This is a genomic window from Chryseobacterium sp. Mn2064 (genome assembly GCF_049319685.1).
Taxonomy (GTDB): domain Bacteria; phylum Bacteroidota; class Bacteroidia; order Flavobacteriales; family Weeksellaceae; genus Chryseobacterium.
Map to the genome: position 1 here is coordinate 93,481 of NZ_JBMOUE010000007.1, position 20,781 is coordinate 114,261.

Genomic DNA, 20,781 nt, shown 5'->3' on the forward strand with positions numbered 1-20,781 from the left:
CGTTTATCCCATTGTTATCTCCTTTTCATTATATTTCGTCATTAGCATATAGCCTCCTCTGCCGGAGGCTATATCAATGATATCTGTTTCACAAAGGGTTTCTATTCTTGCCATTTGATCTCTATCGGATTGTATGGTACCTAATTCGTTATCAAAATGGGCTATGGTTTCAATGGCACTTCTGATGATATGGGTTATATCTTGAAAGTTCTCTTCAGAGACTTGATTATTGAGATAATTCTCCAGCCTGGCTCCTTTTCTATATTGAGGATAATCTTCAAGCCCCATAAAAGCAAGCATCCATTCTTTATTATATTTCCCGAAAGCTTTGCATATTCCTATATAGTCTGCTATAAGCTCATCATGCAGATTATTAGATGCTTTGCCATATTTTTTTAAAGTATAAAGATGGGTACATTCGTGTTCCAGTCGTATGGTATAGGAATATGCTCTCCATTCAGCGCCAGAAAGGCCTAATTTATCTGCCGGAACATTGCTGTAAGGTTTTGCACTTAAGACAATTATTTTGTCTTTATACATTTCGGGATGGGGAAGAATGTTTTGGGAAAATTCTGTGTTCCAGTTTCCAAAAGGATTATTTCTGGTCCATTTTTCTTTTAAATCATGAATTCTTGCCCAATTATTGATTCCATTGGCTAAAAATGCTCCCATAGACTGAGGGACTGGCACCGGGTTGTTTTTATGAAGAAAACACTGTACAAAGGTTGAAAAATCTTCACAATCATTGATGGATATTACTGGGATGGCTCCTGCAACACTATCATACACTTTGATTGTAACACACTCTTTGTCATTTAATTGAATATTTTCCTGAAGGGTTTCATATGAATCTTTACCTTTTAAAACAGCATTGATGTAATGCTCTGTTTTATTGATTTCTGTTTGTACGGGAAAGTACAATTGAGGATAAAAATCCTGTAATATTTGAAATCCGTTTTTGCCAGACGAAAGCAGATAATCTTCCCAAAATCGAATAGAAAAATTTTCTTCAGAAGTGATTGTAGCAATCGCCTCTAAAGAAAATTTATTCTGAAGATATGACTCAAGTTCCTGGTTATATTTCAATTGGGTAATGTTTATATTTTAGAATTATGCAATCTGTCTTTTTGCCAATTGAGAGAAAAGGCCATCCAATTCCATAAGTTCATCATATGTTCCTGTTTCTACGATTGTTCCTTTGTCCATAACGTAGATACGGTCTGCGTTCTTAATAGTACTTAATCTATGAGCAATGATAATACGGGTTGCCTGAAGTTTATCCAGGCTTTCTGAAACGATATTCTGAGTTCTGTTATCCAGCGCGCTGGTTGCTTCATCCATGAATAATAATCTTGGCTTATGAACAATAGCTCTGGCAATCATAAGTCGTTGTCGTTGTCCTCCTGAGAAAGTTCCGGCTCCTTCGCTGATTACGGTGTGCATTTCCATAGGCATTTGTCTGATATCTTCCTCCATACCTGCCATGCGGGCTGCTTCCCAAGCATCGTCTAATGTAAGTTCTGAATTTCCGACAATATTCTGATAGATACTTCCGGACATCAAAGATCCATTTTGCAGAACGACTCCAATTTGTCTTCTCACCAGTTCTTTGTTCATAGAATCGAAAGAATCTCCATCAAAATAAATAGATCCTACTTCAGGATGTTCAAATCCTAAAAGCAATCTCATGATGGTAGATTTTCCCGATCCTGAAGCGCCTACAAAAGCAACCATCTCGCCAGGTTTGATTTTGAAAGTCACATTATTCAGTACTAATGGTTGATCTTCATTATACCTGAAAGAAACGGAATTCATTTCAATATCTCCTGCAAGTTCTCCCGGATCTACGCTCTGGTCTGCAGACTCTGTTTCTTCTTCTAAAATAGGTTTTACCCTCTCATAAAGAGTGACTACATTAAGCGAAGTTATTAAAGCCATACTTAATCTAAGGCTGTCATTCAGAAACTGGTTAAATGCAGTGATGAATGCCATAAAAGCACCTACTGTAAGCATCGTTGTCATCTTATCCGAATTAAGAACCGTATAATACAGAAAGGAAAAGAAAAAAATGTTTGTCAACAGCGGATATGATGCATTAAATGTTTCCACAAAATTCTGATAGCTTCCGGAGCTGAATCCTAATTTTTTCAGTCTTGAAAATTTATCTGCCCACAAAGTAAAAACTCTTCTTTCTCCTCCTGTTATTCTTATTTTGGAAATCCCGGATAGAAATTCAAAAAGGAACCCTTGTATTTCTCCCTGATATTTAGAAACTTGCCTATCATATTTAAGTTTTAGCCAACCTATAGTAATCATAAAAACAACCGCTGCTCCTCCTAACCCCACTCCAATCCATGCTAACTGAGATTGATAGTAGAAAAGAAGAACAAGGTTCACAAATGAAAATGCTCCACTCAGCACTGCTGTCATCAAAGTACTTGAAACAATCTGACGAATAGCATTGATGCTTAAAACTCTGTTGGTAAGGTCTCCTGCGCTGAATCTTTTATAAAAGGTAACAGGCAGCCTCAGCATATGATCCATCACTCCGGCCTGTAAATTAATACTGGATTTTGTTTCTACTCTTTGCTGCAAAACTCCTTGGGCCAAATGCAGCCCGGCTGTTACCAGACCAATCATCAGCATAATGACAAATACTTCTGTATGAAGTGATCTGTCTGCTGTAGGGATAACGTCATCATACATCATTCCTGCCAGAATTGGTACCAACAGACCTATCAGACTTCCAGATAAAGCTGCTAGGATCAAAAACTTAGCATCTTTTTTAACACCTCTTATCGCAAAGCCTGCTACTTTTTTGAGGGAAGTCATCTTCACGTCAAATCCAGAGAAAAACATATATCCAATAGGCTCCAGTGTATCTGCAACCTCATCATTGACCAGAACTTCTTCTCCGGTCGACAGGTTTTTCAGGACATAACTATCTGATTTTATTTGAAGTAAAGCAACCGGAAGATTATCTTTTCTGGTAAAGGCCAATAAATGTCCGTTTTCTTCCTTCCACCATATCCCTCTTAAAATAATTTTTCTGATGCGTATTTTGGAGCTTTTTGCTATCGCGTACAACTGATTGGTCATACTGTTTTCGTAAGATTCTATGTGTTTGGGTTCATCCATTTTGAATCCTGACTGTTCTCCTATCAATCTGCACGTAGAAAACAAGGTATTTTTCTTCTGAGAAGTATGAGAAGCTTCCGTATACATACGTTCTTCATTGCCTGCCACAATGGATCTTATTTTCTGTAAAGTACTTCTTATGCTTTCTTCTTCAATGATTCTCTTTTCCTGAAAGTGTCTGCTTTCTTCCTGTTTCTGAGTATCAATAATTTTATTAAGCCGGCTGTAAAAGTATTCTTCAAGCTTTTTTAAGGAGAGTAGAAAGTAGACATCCTCCTGAAGAACTTCCCGTGTACTCATCACCTTAACCTCCGTATCATTATCTAAAGATTTTATCCAAAGTTTATTGGATACTGGAGTAAGAAAATCGGGAAGTTTATCATAATTGATATTTGTACTTTCTGCATAAATATTAACTTCCCCTTTCAGAATCTGTACCCAATTGATTCCGCTTGATGGAAAAGCAATGGTATCTTTTTCTAAAGGAGTTATTTTATAGTCATCCAATGATTTATAGACTCTTGGACTGTTGATGCTGCTTACTACGGATGTCGTTTTTGAGATCCATTGGTTCATCATATTTTTCAGGAAGAAATGATCCATCTCAAGGAGCTTGCTTTTATCAATGGTTAGCAGTTTCGCATCACTTGAAAATGCAATAAGCCTGGTGTTTTCTGTATGTTCTTCTGTGAGTAAACTGAATAGAATTTCTCCCTTTTGTAGGGTATAAAAATGCTTTAAGGGTATGAGATAGTTACCATCAGCATCTATTTTGGTATAAAACACATTTACCTCACCTGAAAGTACCATCCAGAATTTGTCTGTCTCGTTCAGGGTAAAAGGATTCTCAACATTTATGAATATTTTTTCTTTTACAGACATGGCTTAAGGTTTTATTTTGTTTCAATTAATCTGGAGTAGACTCCATTGAGCTTCATAAGTTCCTGATGCGTTCCTCTTTCTACGATTTTTCCGTACTCCATGACGATGATTTCATCACAATCTATAATAGTACTCAACCTGTGGGCAACAATCAGGCAGGTACACCCTCTTTTTTTGATGTTATCCATGACTATTTTTTCCGCAGTAGGGTCCAATGCGCTGGTTGCCTCATCCATCACGAGAATAGAAGGATTTACAGCCAATGCTCTTGCAATTTCTAGCCGTTGGCGTTGTCCGCCACTGAAGTTCGAACCACCTTCCAGAACAGAGCTGTCATAAGCGTCATTTCTCGCGGCAATTACGTCATGAATAGCAGCATCTCTTGCTGATTGAATAATACTTTTATCAGAAATGGTAGAGTCCCAGAAAGAAATATTTTCTTTGATTGTACCGTTGAAAATGAGCACTTCCTGATCAATGACGGCTAATGATTCGGTAATGATATTTCTGGGGATTTCTTCTCTATTTTTTCCGTCAAATAAAATTTCACCGCTCCAGGGTCTGTATAAACCTGAGGCTATTTTTGCAACGGTTGACTTTCCGCTTCCAGAACCTCCTACCAAAGCTACTCTGCTGCCCGGTTTTAATTTTAAATTGAAGTTTTCTATCAAAGCAGGCATTGTACTATTGTATCCAAAAGTTACATCCTTCATTTCAAAATATCCTACCAATCTACTTTCATATTCTTCTGCAGGTTTTGATTTTTCAGTTGTATCTTCCTGAAACTGGTCATCCACTTCGTAATTCATTACATCATCTATTCTGTTCATATCACTTTCTGTTTCGTGGAGGAGAGCGCCTACAGAAACCAACTGATTGACTGGGGATATGAAGTTACTCATCAGATACGTGAAAGCAACCAATGCTCCAAGTGTCATTTCTCCATTCATGATTCGTAATGCTCCTATTCCTAAAATCAATGTTGTTGTCAGGGAAGTAATAAGTGGCGGTATTGCGTTCAGCCTAATGGTAAGCCATCCTAGCTCCTGCTGAGCATTCATTACTTTAGCCAAGTATCCTATCCAATTGGTGAAGAAATCATTTTCTCTTCCGGAAGCTTTCAGTGTTTCTATCATACTGATTCCTGAGGTAGTTGTTCCTAATAATTTTCCGGTTTCATTACTCAGACGTCGGTTTCCATCTTTTCTTGCTGTTGAAACATACCTTAGCACGATAACATTGATCACGGCCATTCCTATTCCTATCAGTGTCAAAGGGATGTCATAGGAAAACATTAAAAAGGCATAAAAAATAACAACAATGATATTGAGCGCTGCGTTGGCAAGGTCTCCGCTCAGCAGTCTGGCAACTTTATCATTGAGAGATACTCTATTTCCTATTTCTCCGCTATAACGCTGTGTAAAAAAGGCAATGGGCAGGTGAAATACATGCCAAAGAAATTTACTGGAAGTAGTAAGAGCAAGCTTTGTTTCGAGTTTCAACAGATAGTATTGCTGAATATAAACAAGAAGCGAGTTGACCAAGAAAACAGCTCCCATAATGAGCAGTAAGGGCATGACAAAACCCGAATAGCCATTAATAAGGTATTTATCTATAAAAATTTTAATAAATGAAGGAATAACCAATCCCGGAATGACCAAAAAAAGACTGGCCAATATCAGGTAAATAATACTTAATTTGGAATTGGAGATTCTTGCAGCCAAAGAAGCCATAAGTCCTCTTTTTTCGTTTCCTTTTTCAAAAGCTTCGGTTGTTTTAAAGGTAAGAACCACCCCTGTATAAGCTTCGTCAAATTCGTCATAAGTAACCTGATATCTGCCTTGTGCGGGATCACTTAGGTATACTTTATTTTTTGTAAATCCTTCCAGAACAAGAAAGTGATTAAAATTCCAGAAAATGATGGATGGCGTTGGGTTCTGCATCAGTTTTTCAATAGATCTGGCATAGCCTTTAGCTTCAAGTCCAAATTCTTTTGCCGCTTTTATGATATTGGTTGCTTTTAATCCGTCCCTGGAAACTCCACATGCAATTCTCAGCTTTTCCAATGGAACAAATTTTCCAAAGTGACCTAAAATAATACTTAATGCTGCAGCACCACATTCTACACTTTCCATTTGCAGAACTGTAGGTACTCTTACAGGCCTGGCCTGTTTATCGATGACATAACTTTTCTTCTTTTCCATCTTTAGCAGACTATGGTTAGTACAGATCAAAGAATTTTTTAAATGCAGGAACAACAATTGTTGCCGGCGGCTCCTGTTTAATCGTAATCTTGCCATTGCATGAGGTTCCTTCCTTAATGGAAATATTGGGACCTTTCGCAGATGTCCATTTGTAACCGCTATACGAGTGCGCATCTCTTTTAAACTCTACATGAACTTCAAACAAAGGTCCTGAAGCCAATAGTCCTTTGGCCAGCTGATCATTTTTCACAGAAGTCAGCATCCCTTGCTGGGTAATAGGAAAATCTGAAACATAGGTTACCTGTCCTTCTATAAAACCATATTCCTGAGGTTGTACGGTAGACGGAACAACGAAGGCTTCCATTCCTTTTTTTATTTTCTTACCATCCTGAGAAGGGATATAAAGAACTCCTTTTAAACTTGTCAGTTTTTGTGCTCCTTTATCTTTCAATTTGAATAATGGAGTTCCTGCAACTACTACTCCGCCTGCATCGGTGAGAACTTCTACAACTTCTCCATCATAGGGACTTTTTATTTTATTCTGTATTTCATATTTTTCAGATAGGAACTGAAGGTTTCTTTCGGCTTCGGAGATACGTTGATTCTGCAGGGTTATTTTCTGCTGCAGATCAAAACCTAAGTTGTGTTGCTGACTGGATGCTTCGGCCAATTGGCCTTTTAATCTTTCGATTATATTTTTTGATGCATCAATCTGCTGTTTTGTTCCAGCGACTTGTGATTTAACAATAAGCCCTTTGTTTAGTAAGTTATTTTCGGATTCCAACTGGTTATAGAGAAATGCCATTTTCTTTTTTTCTGCTTCTATTTCGCCTTGTATGCTGACTCTGTTTTGGCTGATAAGTTTTCCTTCCAATTGACTGCCCTGGCTCCCATATGCCATGAGTTTTCCCATTTCAAATTTTCTGTCAGACAAAACCGCTTTTGCATCTTCAATCTGCTGATAAAGCTCAGGCTGCTGAATGGTAGCAATAATATCTCCTTCTTTCACCTGATCTCCTAAGGAAACATTGAGTTTGATGAGCTGTCCCTGTGAGGTGGCAACTACTTCATGTACCTCTCCTCCCAATACTACCCCAACGGCATCCAGTTTCGTTTTTACGGTTCCTAATATTGCCCAGCCAATCCCTGTTCCTAATGCTATAAAAATGGTAAAAAGGGCGATCCATGCTTTGGGGCCCGTTACTTTTATTAACTGATCTAATTTTTCAGGAGTAGATAGTTTTTCTAATGCTTCTTTTCTAAAAAAACCTGCTGACATAGTTTTTGTATTTAATAATTAGCGGTATTCGGAATGGTGTAAAAAACGTCCCGGTTGAGGGTAAATCCTTTATCTCCCTGGGAGATGAGGGTTCCAGTCTCATGTCTCAGACTGATAATGGCAACGGCAAACTGCTGGTAGGCCTGAAGGTACTCGAGTTCTGAAGTGGTAAGTCTTTCCTGAAAGAGAATTACGTTCAGAATGGTTGTTAAGCCTGCCTGAAGTTTTATCTGTTCACTGTTAAAGGCTTCGGTGTAAGAATCCAGTGCCTCTTTCGCTCTTTGTAAGGCGATCACACTATTATCCAACTTGTTAATAGCATTACTGATATTCAGCTGTATATTCCGCTGAAGGTTTTCGTTCGACACTTTCTGATCATTTAAAGAAACCAGACTTTTTGCTGAATTTCCTTTGGCCAGATTATTATTCAAAGGAAAAGTAAAGGTCAGTTTCGCTCCAGCTCCCATATTTCGTCCTTCGTTATTGGTAAATGATGAAAAGAGTTTATCGATCCCATTTCCTGCAATTGCTCCGCCATAGAAAACGAAACCTGTAAGATCTAACTGTGGTTTTGTATTATTTTCTGCCAGTTTATACTGCATTTCCAAAGCGTCGGATATGGTTTCGACCGCTTTAATGTCACTTCTTCTTTCCATCGCTATTCTGATGAAAGCAGCTCTGTCAAGACCTGTTCGATACTCTGACTCTGTAATAGCTGGAAATTCGTTGACAGGAATATCCAGCTGCAGGCTTTCTTCATTACTTAATCCTATAACTCTTCCCAAATTAACCCTGGCTTCATACAAACTCTGTTCAGCGATTGCTGTAAATCTCTCCTGGTTAGCAAGGTCTGCATTCACTTGGGCCAAATCTCCGGCAGGTTTTTTGTCTGCTTTGATGAGTTCTTTGGTAACTTCGAAAACGTTTCGGATTCTGCCTTCGTTTTCTTTATAAATTTCAAGGCTCTTATAGGCTAGATAGTAGTTCCAATATGCCTGCCCAATCTGTAAGATTGTTGTAGAATTGGCAAACTCATTATTGCTCTTAGTATTTTCTATATAAAGCTGAGAAATTCTTTCTGAAATTGTTGTAATGTCTCTTCCTCTTCCTCTCAATAAAGGTTGTGTGAGTGATAGATTAACAGAACTTAGATGATTGCCCCAGAAAGCCCCAACATATTGGTCAAAACTGTCATAAGGAAAGTTATTATTATTAAAGCCATATTTTAAACTTATATCGGTTATTTGCCCTGATCTCAACTTTTTCCGCAGTCCTGCAGAAAAATCAAGTGTATTGGTTTTTAAAATTTTATCTACAAACTCATTTTTAGGATCTGCATCAAAAAGAGTATACCTATTCGTTTTTACAGATACTTCAGAAAATGCATTGATATCAAATACACTTTTCTGAATTTGTAAGTCTGCCTCGGCATTTCTAATAGTGTATGCACTTCTTTTTAAGGTTGGATTTTTTTCAAATGCTCTATTTGAAATTTCTACCAGATCACAGTTTATTTTTGACTGTCCATATAAATTACTGATACTGAACCCCGTAAATATTACGAAGATAAACCTGTACAACCTCATTTGAAAAAATGAATTATTATTGATATCTAAACTTCTGAAAATCTATGCAGTATCTGCCCAAACCTTGAGCCTGCCTGAGCAACAACATCCAATATATTATTGTCTATAAGATCTTCTTCTTCCGGATTTCCATATCCGAGCTGATCTGTTGTTTTTCTCAATCTGTTGGAAAGGAATAATGCCAGAGCATAATAGAAGTTGGATTTAAATTCTGAATTTTCAGCCATTCTTGCGCTGATCACATCACGGGAGATTTGATATACTACTGATGGCTTGGTTGCCACTACATGCACTGAGGGAGGTCTTGATTCCAGGAAGGACATTTCTCCTACCACCTCACCTGCTTCAAGCTTAGCAACTGTATTTCTGAAATTATTATCTGAAAATACAGATAGCTGACCTGATAATACAATGAAAAGACTGTCAATAGATTGTCCTTTATTAATCAGTTGATATCCTGCCGGTAACTCTAATTTATTCCCGTTATGGATCATCCATTCCACGTCTCTGTCATTTAATTGACCTAAGAAAAAAAGTACTCGTTTCATACCTATGTCTGTTTAATTAAGCTTATGTTAAATTATTCCGTTTTACTTTGATAATTTTGCCAAAAACACGGGTGTTTCTGACGCCAGTTTTACTTCTTTATTTTCTGCAAAGAATTGTACAATCCTTTGTAATCTGTCATAATCCGGCCATTTTTATGGTCTTTGATCGTCTCTTCGGGCTCTTTGTTTGCCATTTGTGGTTTCACAGGGATATTGATATACAGATATTCCGGGTCTGACTGATCAGTTATCTTAATCTTTTTGTCAATCGGGAGTTTTCTTCCAAAGAATTTTTCAAGTGCTTCTTCTGGGTTATCAATCAAATATTGTTTGAAATCTTCATTTTCCCAGGCTTCAGATATAATTTTAAAGAATACCTCCTGTCCTTTCTTTTGTTCTTCTGTTAAGTTCATATTTCTATTATCTATTTTTCATTCCAAAGAGTTGATGAGCTCCTTCGGGGTGATATTATACTGATCCGCAAAAAGTCTTGAAAAGTAATGCACATCGTTGTACCCCACAGCATAAGCAATCTGCGAAATAGACTTCTGTATATAATTGTCTATCAGTATTTTTGCTTTATGAAGTCTCAAAACTCTTATATATTTATTAGGGGTCAGGTAAACCAAACCTGCTATTTTTCTGTGCAGCTGTCTTTCACTTACTGCCATTTTATAAGAAAGATCGTAAAGGCTGAGCTCGTTTTGGGTAATGGAGCCATAGATTTCTTTTTCAAGATTAATCAGCCAGTCCTGATCTGTTTTGGTTATTTTCTGAGGGTTTATTTCATCTGAACACAAATCCCTTACATTTTCATTAGATTCATATATATCAAAAATTTCAGGTCGTCCCCGAAAGGTCAAATTCAATGTTTTAGCCTTTGCTTTTACTATTATTTCCTCTATGATATCGCTTATTTCTTTAGAGCTGGAAAATATAATTTCATCTTTCTTATCCTTATGATGTAAAGCCGTGCTTCTGCTTACAGAAATAATGTTTTCCAATGGATTTTTAATATTTTGAATAATTTGTTCTAAAGCATCAGGAGAGCTCCAGTCTATTGTTAATCTTTTCGCTGCATTCATCTTAATAAGTGTTTAATTAGTATTTTTTTGAGTAAAATAATTGGCGGTTGGCTAGCTGACCAAGTATCTGTTAGCATCATAAAAGCCTTTCAATCCGTCGTAGTTCATCGATACGGGGATGGTTTCTGAGCCCAGATAGTTAATAGAATCTCCTATAATGTCTGTTTTGATTCCCATGAGATTCATTACCCTTAAAAGCTTACTGTCGCATTCTGCGAACGCAATACTGTTTTCATCTTTACAAATGGGAGTAAGAGCATACATCATTAGTTTCTTAAACAGTGTACGGTCTTTATTCTTTTTATTGGTTGCAAATCTTCCGATATGCCATATTGAAGATACATTCTGAGAAAAACTCATATCCAATGGATTAATATTGAACAGCTTCTGAATTGGAAGCTTACTTTTATAATCCCATCTGATAACTCTTATGGAGCCCTGGATATTTCCGGTATTGTCTTTGGCAACAAAAATTTCAGAGTTGTTGAAGTAGCTTAGCTCTTCATCATAGATTTCCTGTACGTCATCCTGAATCTCCATTGAGGGCATATTGCTTTCAGAATGATGATTGAAATTTTCTTCTACTACAAATTTGGCAAGCTCTGTCAACTGCTCCAATTCTAGTTGCTTTAAATAACTTTGTGTGATTCTCATGGTGGTTATGTTTTTAACAAATCTACTTGGCATAAATGTCAAATCCACTACACCAAATTGTAGTATTTAACTGATAATCAAATAACTACACAAAAGTGTAGTTAGCCATACTTTTCATAGTCACAGATTTTATTTTTTAAAACATTTAGATTTTATCAAGCACTTTCGTGTGAAAAAAATAATTTTTCCTATAATAAACAGCCTATATTATCTATTTTATTCTATTTTTGTATAAAACTGATAAAAATGAGCACAAATGAAAAGGATTCCTTTTTTAATCATAGAAATACGATTAGCCATGTAAGTGAAGAAGAGAAGGAGCAGCAGTTTAGTTATCTTGAGTCTATCAAAGCATTTGCTAGAGCTACTTATACCAGTATCTATGTGATTGATTATATGAAACAAGGGTTTGAATATGTTTCGGATAACCCTTTATTCTTATGCGGCAATACTCCGGAGCAGATTCTAGAAATGGGGTATGCTTTTTATTTCAAATATGTTCCTAAAAATGACTTAGAATTATTACTTAAAATAAACTCTGTAGGGTTCGATTTTTATGATAAGATTTCTTTGGAAGATAGGTTAGATTACACTATTTCTTATGATTTTCATATCACCAATAAAGAAAACAAAAAGATATTGGTCAATCAAAAATTAACGCCCCTATTTTTGAATAAGGACGGAAAAATATGGAAGGCGGTCTGCATCATTTCCATTTCATCAGAAAGAGATTCCGGAAATATTAAGATCTATCGGAATGGAGAAAACAAAGTATATCACTATAGGCTGGACAGAGATATATGGGAAACCGAAAAAAAAGCCGTACTGTCCAAAAGAGAAATAGAAATTCTACAACTTTGTGCAAGAGGTTTTACCATCAATGATATTGCTGAAGCCATATTTATTTCTCCGGATACGGTAAAGTTTCATCGAAGAAAATTATTTGAAAGGCTGGAAGTCAGTAGCATCACAGAAGCCATAGCCTACGCAACCAATAATAAGTTGATTTAGCTTTTTTTAAATTATCGGACTCTTTTGAAAATCATTTTTTTATTTCCTTCTGCCTGAATGATCAATGAGTTTTGATCTACCGTATATTTTCCTTTCAGGAATGGATGGGTTTTCTTATCGTCAGAATTCGGAGTATCATGTTGAGACTCCTCGTTATTATTTTCAATCGTAGATTTCAGAACTAGGGAGTCTTTTGTGAAGGTGTATTCTCCTTCATTGATTTTTACATTATTACATTCTCTGTTTATCACAAAGGTATTTGCTGCCTGGAAGCTTATTCTCTCAATAGGAGATGTTTTATCAAGGTTTTTCCAGGTTCCGTAAAATTGATTGATTCCCATGTATTTATTTTTCAGACTGCTTATCAGAACTACGAAACCGATAAACACCACTGGAATATAAACCCACTTTATTTTGCTGATTTTATTGATCCATTGTGGACGATCTTCATTACTGAACAAAGGAGGATATTCTATAAAATATTTATAAAAAACAGGATATTCTGAAAAGAAAATAAATAATCCCATGGCAAGCAATGCACACGCCATACCTTTTGCTCCTTCAATATCGTAAGCAAAATCCATCATCACAATATTGATCATAATACCCAGGAAAAGTACAATTCCCAATCTTGTCGTCCTTCTGAAAAACAACAAAACAGAACTGATAATCTGAGCAATAGCTATCGTACTGCCATACCAAAGTGAATAACTATAATAATACCACGTCAGCTCAAATCCGCTCAAAAGGTGCACAGGTTTATCATAAGCACTGGGCTGAGTCACAAACTGTGTTCCCAATAGTTTTGAAAAAGCATAGGAAAGCATCATCGTCGCAATAAAATAGCGGAAAAATGTATGCAGGTAAAATTGTATTTTTTTATAGGATTGTGTATTGGCCATCAGGTAGACTATGTTTATCAATTATAATTCAACCACTTCGTTGATCAGCTTCATTTGGAAATTAAAATCTGTACTATCAGAGTTCTTTATTTTCGTCTGGATAGATTGAAACGCGGTAAGGCTAAGGGCATCTGAAACAACGCCATTTGGCAATGTAATGTATTCAGAGAGTGTATTGGTGTAGAAAACAGGTACATCACCGGCCAACATTTGCTTTCTTTCAATGTCCAAAACTGGCGACCAGCTTCGGGAAACGGCATAGCATCTGGCTAACAACTCCAATGTAATTCCATATTTTAAAGAATCTGACAAAAACTCTGTACTATTGAGTTTTTTCATGATCTTAAGATATACTTCTGTAGGTCTGTATACAAAACGAACTTCCTGATCCTTGAAGTTTTCCAGAGGAGATTCTTCTGAAAGAAGAAGGTCTTTATTGGAAACCACAAGATTATATATTTTTTCAAACCCTCTTCTAAATTCAGTTTGATAATCTGCCAGATTTTCTGCTTTTTTATTTAAAATAGGCTTATTTTTTTTGTATAAATTGGTATGTCTTTTTTCATACCGTATGCTCATTGAATCTTTATTCACATCAATGATTTTGGGAGTATAGATTTCCGTTTCCAACTGTGTGGATGATCCCAATCCACAGATATAGGACGGATCGTTCTGATTATTGGGCGGAAGTAAAAGGGTATCTAAGATATTCCCAAGTCTAATTTTTTCTATAGGATTTCCCTCTTTATCTGTTTTCTGAATCACAGGTCCTATGATTGATTCATGATCAATCAGAACAGGGCAATTTCCCGAGGCAATTACATTGTCGTAATGATAATCATTGGAATTCAAAAAATAGGCTACTCCACATAGTATTCCTGCTCTTTCATAAAAGGTCTCTACATCGTTCTTATCTCTGCATGGCTCATGTTCTATAAATTCAAGCCATCCATAGTCTTTTTTATTAAGAACATTAAAGCTTTTCAGGCCGCAACCCAGCTTGTCATTTACCCAGTCTAAAAACAGATTGTATGCTTCGGTAATTCCAACATTTACGGGTTTATAAACAATTTTAACAGTATCGAATTCCAGAATAGCCGTGGCTTCTCCATTATGTTGGTCTCCAGAATTGATGGAAAGTTTTTTTAATTCTTTTAACTGAATATCAAATTGATATTCGATTTCAAATTGATCCTGCTTAAGACGATCAAACAAACGGGTGATGTGTGTTAAAAAATTGCAGGTTTTTAAGGTTATTTTTTTGGCCAAAAGAGGATATTTCAAGAATAGAGTGAAATATTTATCTTCCAGGATCTGGTTTACAAATTTTTTGTAGTAAAAGTTATCAGAAGCATGATGGGCAGATCCCGTTTCAGAAACTGCTTTGAAGTTGTTAAATTCTTCAAAAAACAACTGATGTCCTATATTCAAAAGGTTTAAATGTAAAGCAGATTTTAGCTGCGTCATGAGGTCTTCATTACAAAAATGCAGCTCCAGTTCTTTACTCTTTACATGAAATTGAGACTCAAAGTAAGAGATAAAAGGATGCAGCAGCTCATAGAATGGTCTGTCATCATGACCTTCTTTTATTTCAACCGACTGTATTACACTTTCCAATGTGTGTATCCACATCGGATACTGAACAGGTTCCTCAATATCGGATAATCTGGAAACCATTGACAGAACGTCCGATTCCTGTAATCCGTTGGCAGAACAATATTCATCAAAAGCCTTATCAGAGCCTTCTTTTGTGATAGTATGCTTCCACAGGCTAATTAAAGATTTATCAATATTATTATCAAAAGTAACCTTGTGCTGTTTTTTAGCATCAAGTATTTCAAAAGGAGTTAAAGATTTAAGGTATAAATTCTTTAAAAATGAATTAATAATCATAATAAAAAGATAATTAGGGTTGAAACAAATTATTAAAAAACTCATCCAAGATAAGTGTAAACTTAGCCTGAATGAGTTGTTATTTACTTGAAATTATTTATTACCAATGAACGCAGATTCCAGTCCAAAGAATAGTAATTCCTGTTTGTTTTGCTCCTCCGGCAACAGCTTCTAACTGTACGTCAGTTAATTCCATGTTACCTGGGTTTGCAGGAATGTTGATATAAACTGTATTTGGAGCAGTTTGATCTGTTACTACGATGTTAGATCCTTTTGCGTCAAATGGCTTTCCTGATAATTTTTCAATTGCCTGAGCAGGGTTAGCGATTAGTTCTTGCTTGAAAGACTCATCTTCCCACGCTTTGTTGATAATTGTTTCTAAATTTTTTCTTGAGTTTTCAAGAGCTTGTTTAGTTTCCATGTTTGATTGTTTTTATGGTTAAAAAAATATTATAATTGTTGGGGCGGCTGACTACCAGTGAACGCAGATTCCAGTCCAAAGAATAGTAATTCCTGTTTGTTTTGCTCCTCCAGCAACAGCTTCTAACTGTACGTCAGTTAATTCCATGTTACCTGGGTTTGCAGGAATGTTGATATAAACTGTATTTGGAGCAGTTTGATCTGTTACTACGATGTTAGATCCTTTTGCGTCAAATGGCTTTCCTGATAATTTTTCAATTGCCTGAGCAGGGTTAGCGATTAGTTCTTGCTTGAAAGACTCATCTTCCCACGCTTTGTTGATAATTGTTTCTAAATTTTTTCTTGAGTTTTCAAGAGCTTGTTTAGTTTCCATGTTTGATTGTTTTTATGGTTAAAAAAATATTGTAATTGTTGGGGCGACTGACTACCAGTGAACGCAGATTCCAGTCCAAAGAATAGTAATTCCTGTTTGTTTTGCTCCTCCGGCAACAGCTTCTAACTGTACGTCAGTTAATTCCATGTTACCTGGGTTTGCAGGAATGTTGATATAAACTGTATTTGGAGCAGTTTGATCTGTTACTACGATGTTAGATCCTTTTGCGTCAAATGGCTTTCCTGATAATTTTTCAATTGCCTGAGCAGGGTTAGCGATTAGTTCTTGTTTGAAAGACTCATCTTCCCACGCTTTGTTGATAATTGTTTCTAAATTTTTCTTTGAGTTTTCTAGTGCTTGTTTAGCTTCCATAATTAATAGATTTTATGTTAATGTTTATTGAATGTTATATTTTAATACAATGCTTGAAAGTTGGAAATAGAGAGTCTGCAAGATCTTTCCAAATCATCTGCCCTCCTCCGGCAATAGCCTCCAACTGATCTTCTGTAAGTTCTACATTATCCATTTCCGGCTCTGCGGGGATGTTTACGTATACTTTAGACTTATCGGTCTGGTCAACAACAATCAGCTCTTTTCCTTCAGGCAGAACCACCTTTACTCCGGTCAGTTCTTCTATAGCTTTTATAGGATTCACTAAAAGTTCCTTTCTAAATTCAGCATCTTCCCATGCTTTAGAAATGACCGCTTGTATAATCTGTTCCTTTTTGTCTTCCATAACACTTCTGTTTTGTATGTTATAAAGGTAAAAGGCTTTTCTTGTATAGATTTGCCAAGTTTTACTGCAAAACTGTCAAATTCATTTATTTCAACTTTATTACCTTTTAGAATCTTCTGCTCTTAAGTACTTTCGTTTTCAATATTGTAAAGATATGGAGTGGTTTTTGTGTAAAATTGCCAAATTCTACTTCAAAATTGCCAATTATTAAATTCAGAGAGTTTTTTTATTCAATAATGTTTACGAAATACATTTTTAGTTCTCCTTTTCCTTTTGCCTGGATATTCCCACGGTATTCGAAATTAAAGCACGTTTCATTTTTTATAAGGAGATAAAGAGACTCGCTGATATTTACTTTTCCAACCATTCCGTTACTTTCCAGACGGCTAGCCGTATTTACAGTATCTCCCCATACATCGTACTGGAATTTTTTCACCCCAACAATGCCCGCAACAATTGGCCCAGCATGAATCCCTAATCGCATTTCAAAAGCTGGTTTTGCCATTTTCACGTTTTCCTCTTTGCGCTTTATCATAAAATCCTGCATTTCCAATCCTGCCAAAACAATATTTTTCAACGAGTTATGATCTGGTTTGGGAATTCCCCCTGCGGCCATATAAGAGTCGCCTATCGTCTTTATTTTCTCTATATGATATTTTTCAGAAATCATATCAAAGGCTTTAAAGCAGACATTGATCTCTTCCACCAGGCTCTGAGGGGTCATTTTCTCTGCTGTTTGGGTAAACGATTTGAAATCTGTAAAAAGAATAGATACCAGATTGAAATCACGCGCATTTACACTTCCTTTTTGTTTCAGTTCTTCAGCTATCTCTTCCGGAAGAATATTAAGGAGAAGTTGCTCAGATCTGTCTTTCTCTATTTTTAAAGCTTTGCTGGATTTTCTGACAAAATTAAGCCTGCTCCATAGCCCTCCAGCCAATACAAGGATAAATCCCAGTGAAATAATAATCACATTTCTTTGTTCTTCCTTTTTCTGTACCTCTTCTTTATGTTTAATTTGGATCGCATGCTCTTTCTTTACATATGATATACTATCCGTAAGCTGCTGTTTCTGAAACTCCATATTCATCATCCTATTGGAAGTCTCTTTGGAGTTCAGGCTATCTTCCAAAATATTTGCCTTTTCATAATAGCTAAGAGCTATTTCACTGTTTCCAAGGGATTTATAAGATTTATAAAGGCAATCACAAGCATCTTTCTTTAAAAAAATAGAACTGATTTTTTCAGCAATATCAAACCCTTTTTTACACTTTTCAATTGCTTCTCGGTTTTTTCCCTGTTGGGTAAAAATATTTCCGATGGCGACCTGAGAATCCCCAATATATTGCTGGCTGTTCATTTCTGTTGCCAATACAAGGGTATTGTTAAAATAATCCAAAGCTTTAGAATAGTCTGACAATTCAAAAAATAAGGTTCCTAAATTATTAAGAACTTCAATCTTAATCTGCTTATCGTTCTCTTTATTGGCTATTTGAAGTGCTTTAGTGAGGTTTTTATTGGCAGTATCAAAATCTTTCAGCCTTACCTGTATAGATCCTGTAGAATTTAAATTCTGAGCAATTGCCTTTACATCATTGATTTTTGTATATACATTATAGGCTTTTCTATAGTATTTTAAAGCATTCGTATAGTCTTCCAGCTTCGAATAAATTCCACCGATATTCTGAGTGGTTATTGCAATTGTTTTAGGATCTTTAATCTCTTTTTGGATGTCCAATACTTTTTGATAACAACTAAGAGCCTGAGGAAATTTACCTAAATAGTAGTATGTTCCTCCCATATTATTTGTCACGGAAGAAATACCTAATTTATATCCGACTTTTTTGTACTCAGAAATACTTTTTTCAAAGTAAGTAAGAGACAGTAAGTAGTTTCCCTGTAAAGAATAGGAAATAGCCAGATAGCTATAGCAATCACCTGCTTTCTTAAAATCTTTATTCTCATAATAACTGCTTACACTTTTATTGAAATAGATTACAGACTCTGCGAAATTTCCAGCTTCCTGCTGCTTTATTCCAATATTTAAAAGGCTGTCCGCCCTGTTTTTGATCAATGAAGATGAACGGCTTTCTTTCTGGCTTGTTTGAGAATAAGTAATTGAATGATTTTCAACAAGTAAAAAACAAAAAAACAATATGTATTTACAATTCCTCATGACAAAAAAGTTTTTTACAGCATTGAACATTCGTTAAGATTTAGAGCCATTCAAATGATTTTAGAGAAGTATCATTTGATAAAAAAGATATCGTTTACAATAAAAATCGTATATAATTCTTGAAATCAGGAACTATATACGATTCATAGAATTATTCCTGATTATTTTCCGCCAAAAATATTATCATCAGAGTTGATGGGCTTAATATAAATAGGCGGATCTCCAGCATTTCCTCCGGATACCAGATCCAGTTGTTCTTCATCTAATTCCATGTCTTCCATATCAAGTTCTGCCGGAATATTTATAAAAATGGTAGAAGAGTCGGTTTGGTCTACAAAGGCCAAATTCTTTCCTGCCGGCAGATTAATTGGGTGTCCTAGAAAATTTTCCATAGTAGCAATCGGGTTCTGGATTAGGCTGCTTTTAAATGCAGGGTCTTTCCATGCTTTCTTTACAACAGATTGTAAAATTTCTTGGTCATTGGTTAAGTTCATAGGCTGTTTTTTTATTGTTAAACGGTATCTGTCTTAATATGGCATGGTAAAATTATTTTCTTTTAGTATGAGAGAACTGACAAAAAAACTGACAAAAAAAGGAAGATATATAGAAAATTACGCTGAAAAACGTTTAGTATAGAGAAATATAACAAAAACAAAAAGCCTTCTGTAATTGAATTACAGAAGGCTTTAGTACCCCAGACGGGACTTGAACCCGTACGTCCTTACGGACACAGGATTTTAAGTCCTGCGTGTCTACCAGTTCCACCACCAGGGCATGGTGTAGGGCGAAAAAAAAGATTCGAACCGAGGTCCCAACCTTATAAAACAACTTCGACAAAGTATGTTTTTTCGCTTTGTGCGGATGAAGGGACTCGAACCCCCACGCCTCACGGCACCAGATCCTAAGTCTGGCGTGGCTACCAATTACACCACATCCGCAGATTTTGCTGATCTGTTTTTACACTTTACAGCCGTATTTCTTACAAATATAAGATATTTTATTTAAAGAACAGTCTCTATTTAAAACAAAAAACCCTCCGTAAGATATTACAGAGGGTCTTGTACCCCGGGCGGGACTTGAACCCGCACGCCAAAAGAGGCACAGGATTTTAAGTCCTGCGTGTCTACCAGTTCCACCACCAGGGCATGGTGTGGAGCGAAAAACGGGATTCGAACCCGCGACCCCAACCTTGGCAAGGTTGTGCTCTACCAGCTGAGCTATTTTCGCATAGTGCGGATGAAGGGACTCGAACCCCCACGCCTCACGGCACCAGATCCTAAGTCTGGCGTGGCTACCAATTACACCACATCCGCTGGTTTTTTATATTGTAAGTTTTAAAGAGCTTGCTTCGTTTTTGTGAGTGCAAATATAGGACATTTTCCTTTACCTCCAAACTTTTGCAGGAAAAAAATTAAAATTTCTATATTTTTTTTTCACGGCCCCCTTTATTACATTTCATTTTCTTATTTTTACATCGTTAATATTTACAATATGGAATTACAAGGAACGGTAAAGAAACTTTTTGATGCTCAAACATTTGCGAGCGGGTTTCAAAAAAGAGAAATGGTTATTTTGACCCAAGAACAGTATCCACAGCCGATAAACATAGAATTTTTGTCTGATAAAATCAGTTTATTAGATAATATCAAAGAAGGAGAGAACGTAAAGGTAGGAATCAACATTAGAGGAAGAGAATGGGTTTCTCCACAAGGTGAAACTAAATATTTCAACTCTATTACAGGATGGAGAGTGGAGAAAGTTTCTGATATTGCTTCAGAACCTACTCAGGCTATGCCTCAGCATTCTGCTTCTCCAGTTTCTAATGAAAATCCGTTTGCCGGAGACGACGACGACGATTTACCTTTTTAATTAAAGAATAAAGATCTAAATATAA

At 36.2% G+C, this 20,781-nt stretch carries 19 protein-coding genes and 5 tRNA genes; 2 read left to right on the forward strand and 22 right to left on the reverse strand.

All coding sequences use genetic code 11. The annotated features are described in order from the left end of the window. Nucleotides 1–3 precede the first annotated feature (3 nt). The 9 genes from ACL9RH_RS21200 to ACL9RH_RS21240 all read right to left on the reverse strand — a co-directional run bounded on the left by ACL9RH_RS21200 (nt 4) and on the right by ACL9RH_RS21240 (nt 11,376). Nucleotides 4–1,086, reverse strand: a complete 1,083-nt coding sequence (locus tag ACL9RH_RS21200) for a DUF7005 family protein (RefSeq protein WP_422695329.1) — start codon at nt 1,084–1,086, stop codon at nt 4–6. A 24-nt stretch (nt 1,087–1,110) separates the two neighbouring features. After that, nucleotides 1,111–4,020 (reverse strand): NHLP bacteriocin export ABC transporter permease/ATPase subunit, encoded by a 2,910-nt coding sequence (locus tag ACL9RH_RS21205; RefSeq protein ID WP_422695330.1) that lies wholly within the window; start codon nt 4,018–4,020, stop codon nt 1,111–1,113. An 11-nt stretch (nt 4,021–4,031) separates the two neighbouring features. Beyond that, entirely contained in the window at nt 4,032–6,224 is a 2,193-nt protein-coding gene (locus ACL9RH_RS21210) for an NHLP family bacteriocin export ABC transporter peptidase/permease/ATPase subunit (RefSeq protein WP_422695331.1), read from the reverse strand. A 16-nt stretch (nt 6,225–6,240) separates the two neighbouring features. Beyond that, nucleotides 6,241–7,503, reverse strand: coding sequence for an NHLP bacteriocin system secretion protein (locus ACL9RH_RS21215; protein WP_422695332.1), 1,263 nt, complete (start codon nt 7,501–7,503; stop codon nt 6,241–6,243). 11 nt (nt 7,504–7,514) lie between these two features. Continuing rightward, the gene (locus ACL9RH_RS21220) at nt 7,515–9,089 is read right to left on the reverse strand and encodes a TolC family protein (protein WP_422695333.1); all 1,575 of its coding nucleotides are present in this window, start codon (nt 9,087–9,089) and stop codon (nt 7,515–7,517) included. A gap of 26 nt (nt 9,090–9,115) precedes the next feature. Further along, nucleotides 9,116–9,637, reverse strand: coding sequence for a cyclic nucleotide-binding domain-containing protein (locus tag ACL9RH_RS21225; RefSeq protein WP_422695334.1), 522 nt, complete (start codon nt 9,635–9,637; stop codon nt 9,116–9,118). Nucleotides 9,638–9,726: 89 nt separating this feature from the next. After that, nucleotides 9,727–10,050 (reverse strand): hypothetical protein, encoded by a 324-nt coding sequence (locus ACL9RH_RS21230; protein ID WP_422695335.1) that lies wholly within the window; start codon nt 10,048–10,050, stop codon nt 9,727–9,729. Between the two features lie 18 nt (nt 10,051–10,068). Further along, on the reverse strand, nt 10,069–10,722 hold the full coding sequence (locus tag ACL9RH_RS21235; RefSeq protein WP_422695336.1) for a helix-turn-helix transcriptional regulator: 654 nt from the start codon (nt 10,720–10,722) through the stop codon (nt 10,069–10,071). A gap of 51 nt (nt 10,723–10,773) precedes the next feature. After that, on the reverse strand, nt 10,774–11,376 hold the full coding sequence (locus tag ACL9RH_RS21240) for a hypothetical protein (RefSeq protein ID WP_422695337.1): 603 nt from the start codon (nt 11,374–11,376) through the stop codon (nt 10,774–10,776). Between the two features lie 246 nt (nt 11,377–11,622). Between ACL9RH_RS21240 and ACL9RH_RS21245 the strand changes: the two genes are divergently transcribed. Beyond that, a complete protein-coding gene (locus tag ACL9RH_RS21245; RefSeq protein ID WP_422695338.1) occupies nt 11,623–12,387 on the forward strand; it encodes a response regulator transcription factor in 765 nt (254 codons plus the stop codon). A gap of 11 nt (nt 12,388–12,398) precedes the next feature. Here ACL9RH_RS21245 and ACL9RH_RS21250 read toward each other — a convergent pair whose 3' ends face one another. The 13 genes from ACL9RH_RS21250 to ACL9RH_RS21310 form a co-directional block, all read right to left on the reverse strand. Beyond that, nucleotides 12,399–13,289 (reverse strand): hypothetical protein, encoded by an 891-nt coding sequence (locus tag ACL9RH_RS21250; protein ID WP_422695339.1) that lies wholly within the window; start codon nt 13,287–13,289, stop codon nt 12,399–12,401. A 21-nt stretch (nt 13,290–13,310) separates the two neighbouring features. Continuing rightward, nucleotides 13,311–15,182 (reverse strand): type 2 lanthipeptide synthetase LanM, encoded by a 1,872-nt coding sequence (gene lanM, locus ACL9RH_RS21255; protein ID WP_422695340.1) that lies wholly within the window; start codon nt 15,180–15,182, stop codon nt 13,311–13,313. Between the two features lie 100 nt (nt 15,183–15,282). Beyond that, entirely contained in the window at nt 15,283–15,603 is a 321-nt protein-coding gene (locus ACL9RH_RS21260) for an NHLP leader peptide family RiPP precursor (RefSeq protein ID WP_422695341.1), read from the reverse strand. Between the two features lie 51 nt (nt 15,604–15,654). Next, complete coding sequence (locus tag ACL9RH_RS21265; RefSeq protein ID WP_422695341.1) at nt 15,655–15,975, reverse strand: NHLP leader peptide family RiPP precursor; 321 nt, start codon at nt 15,973–15,975, stop codon at nt 15,655–15,657. A gap of 51 nt (nt 15,976–16,026) precedes the next feature. After that, a complete protein-coding gene (locus ACL9RH_RS21270; protein WP_422695342.1) occupies nt 16,027–16,347 on the reverse strand; it encodes an NHLP leader peptide family RiPP precursor in 321 nt (106 codons plus the stop codon). A 34-nt stretch (nt 16,348–16,381) separates the two neighbouring features. Next, a complete protein-coding gene (locus ACL9RH_RS21275) occupies nt 16,382–16,711 on the reverse strand; it encodes an NHLP leader peptide family RiPP precursor (RefSeq protein ID WP_422695343.1) in 330 nt (109 codons plus the stop codon). A 226-nt stretch (nt 16,712–16,937) separates the two neighbouring features. Then, nucleotides 16,938–18,785 (reverse strand): adenylate/guanylate cyclase domain-containing protein, encoded by a 1,848-nt coding sequence (locus ACL9RH_RS21280; RefSeq protein ID WP_422695344.1) that lies wholly within the window; start codon nt 18,783–18,785, stop codon nt 16,938–16,940. Between the two features lie 263 nt (nt 18,786–19,048). Further along, nucleotides 19,049–19,381 (reverse strand): NHLP leader peptide family RiPP precursor, encoded by a 333-nt coding sequence (locus ACL9RH_RS21285; RefSeq protein ID WP_422695345.1) that lies wholly within the window; start codon nt 19,379–19,381, stop codon nt 19,049–19,051. A 196-nt stretch (nt 19,382–19,577) separates the two neighbouring features. Beyond that, nucleotides 19,578–19,661, reverse strand: a tRNA-Leu gene (locus tag ACL9RH_RS21290). A gap of 82 nt (nt 19,662–19,743) precedes the next feature. Further along, a tRNA-Leu gene (locus ACL9RH_RS21295) sits at nt 19,744–19,825 on the reverse strand. A gap of 123 nt (nt 19,826–19,948) precedes the next feature. Then, nucleotides 19,949–20,032, reverse strand: a tRNA-Leu gene (locus tag ACL9RH_RS21300). Between the two features lie 6 nt (nt 20,033–20,038). Then, a tRNA-Gly gene (locus ACL9RH_RS21305) sits at nt 20,039–20,114 on the reverse strand. A gap of 4 nt (nt 20,115–20,118) precedes the next feature. Then, nucleotides 20,119–20,200, reverse strand: a tRNA-Leu gene (locus ACL9RH_RS21310). Between the two features lie 178 nt (nt 20,201–20,378). Here ACL9RH_RS21310 and ACL9RH_RS21315 point away from each other — a divergent pair. Further along, a complete protein-coding gene (locus ACL9RH_RS21315) occupies nt 20,379–20,756 on the forward strand; it encodes a DUF3127 domain-containing protein (RefSeq protein ID WP_422695346.1) in 378 nt (125 codons plus the stop codon). Nucleotides 20,757–20,781: the final 25 nt, after the last annotated feature.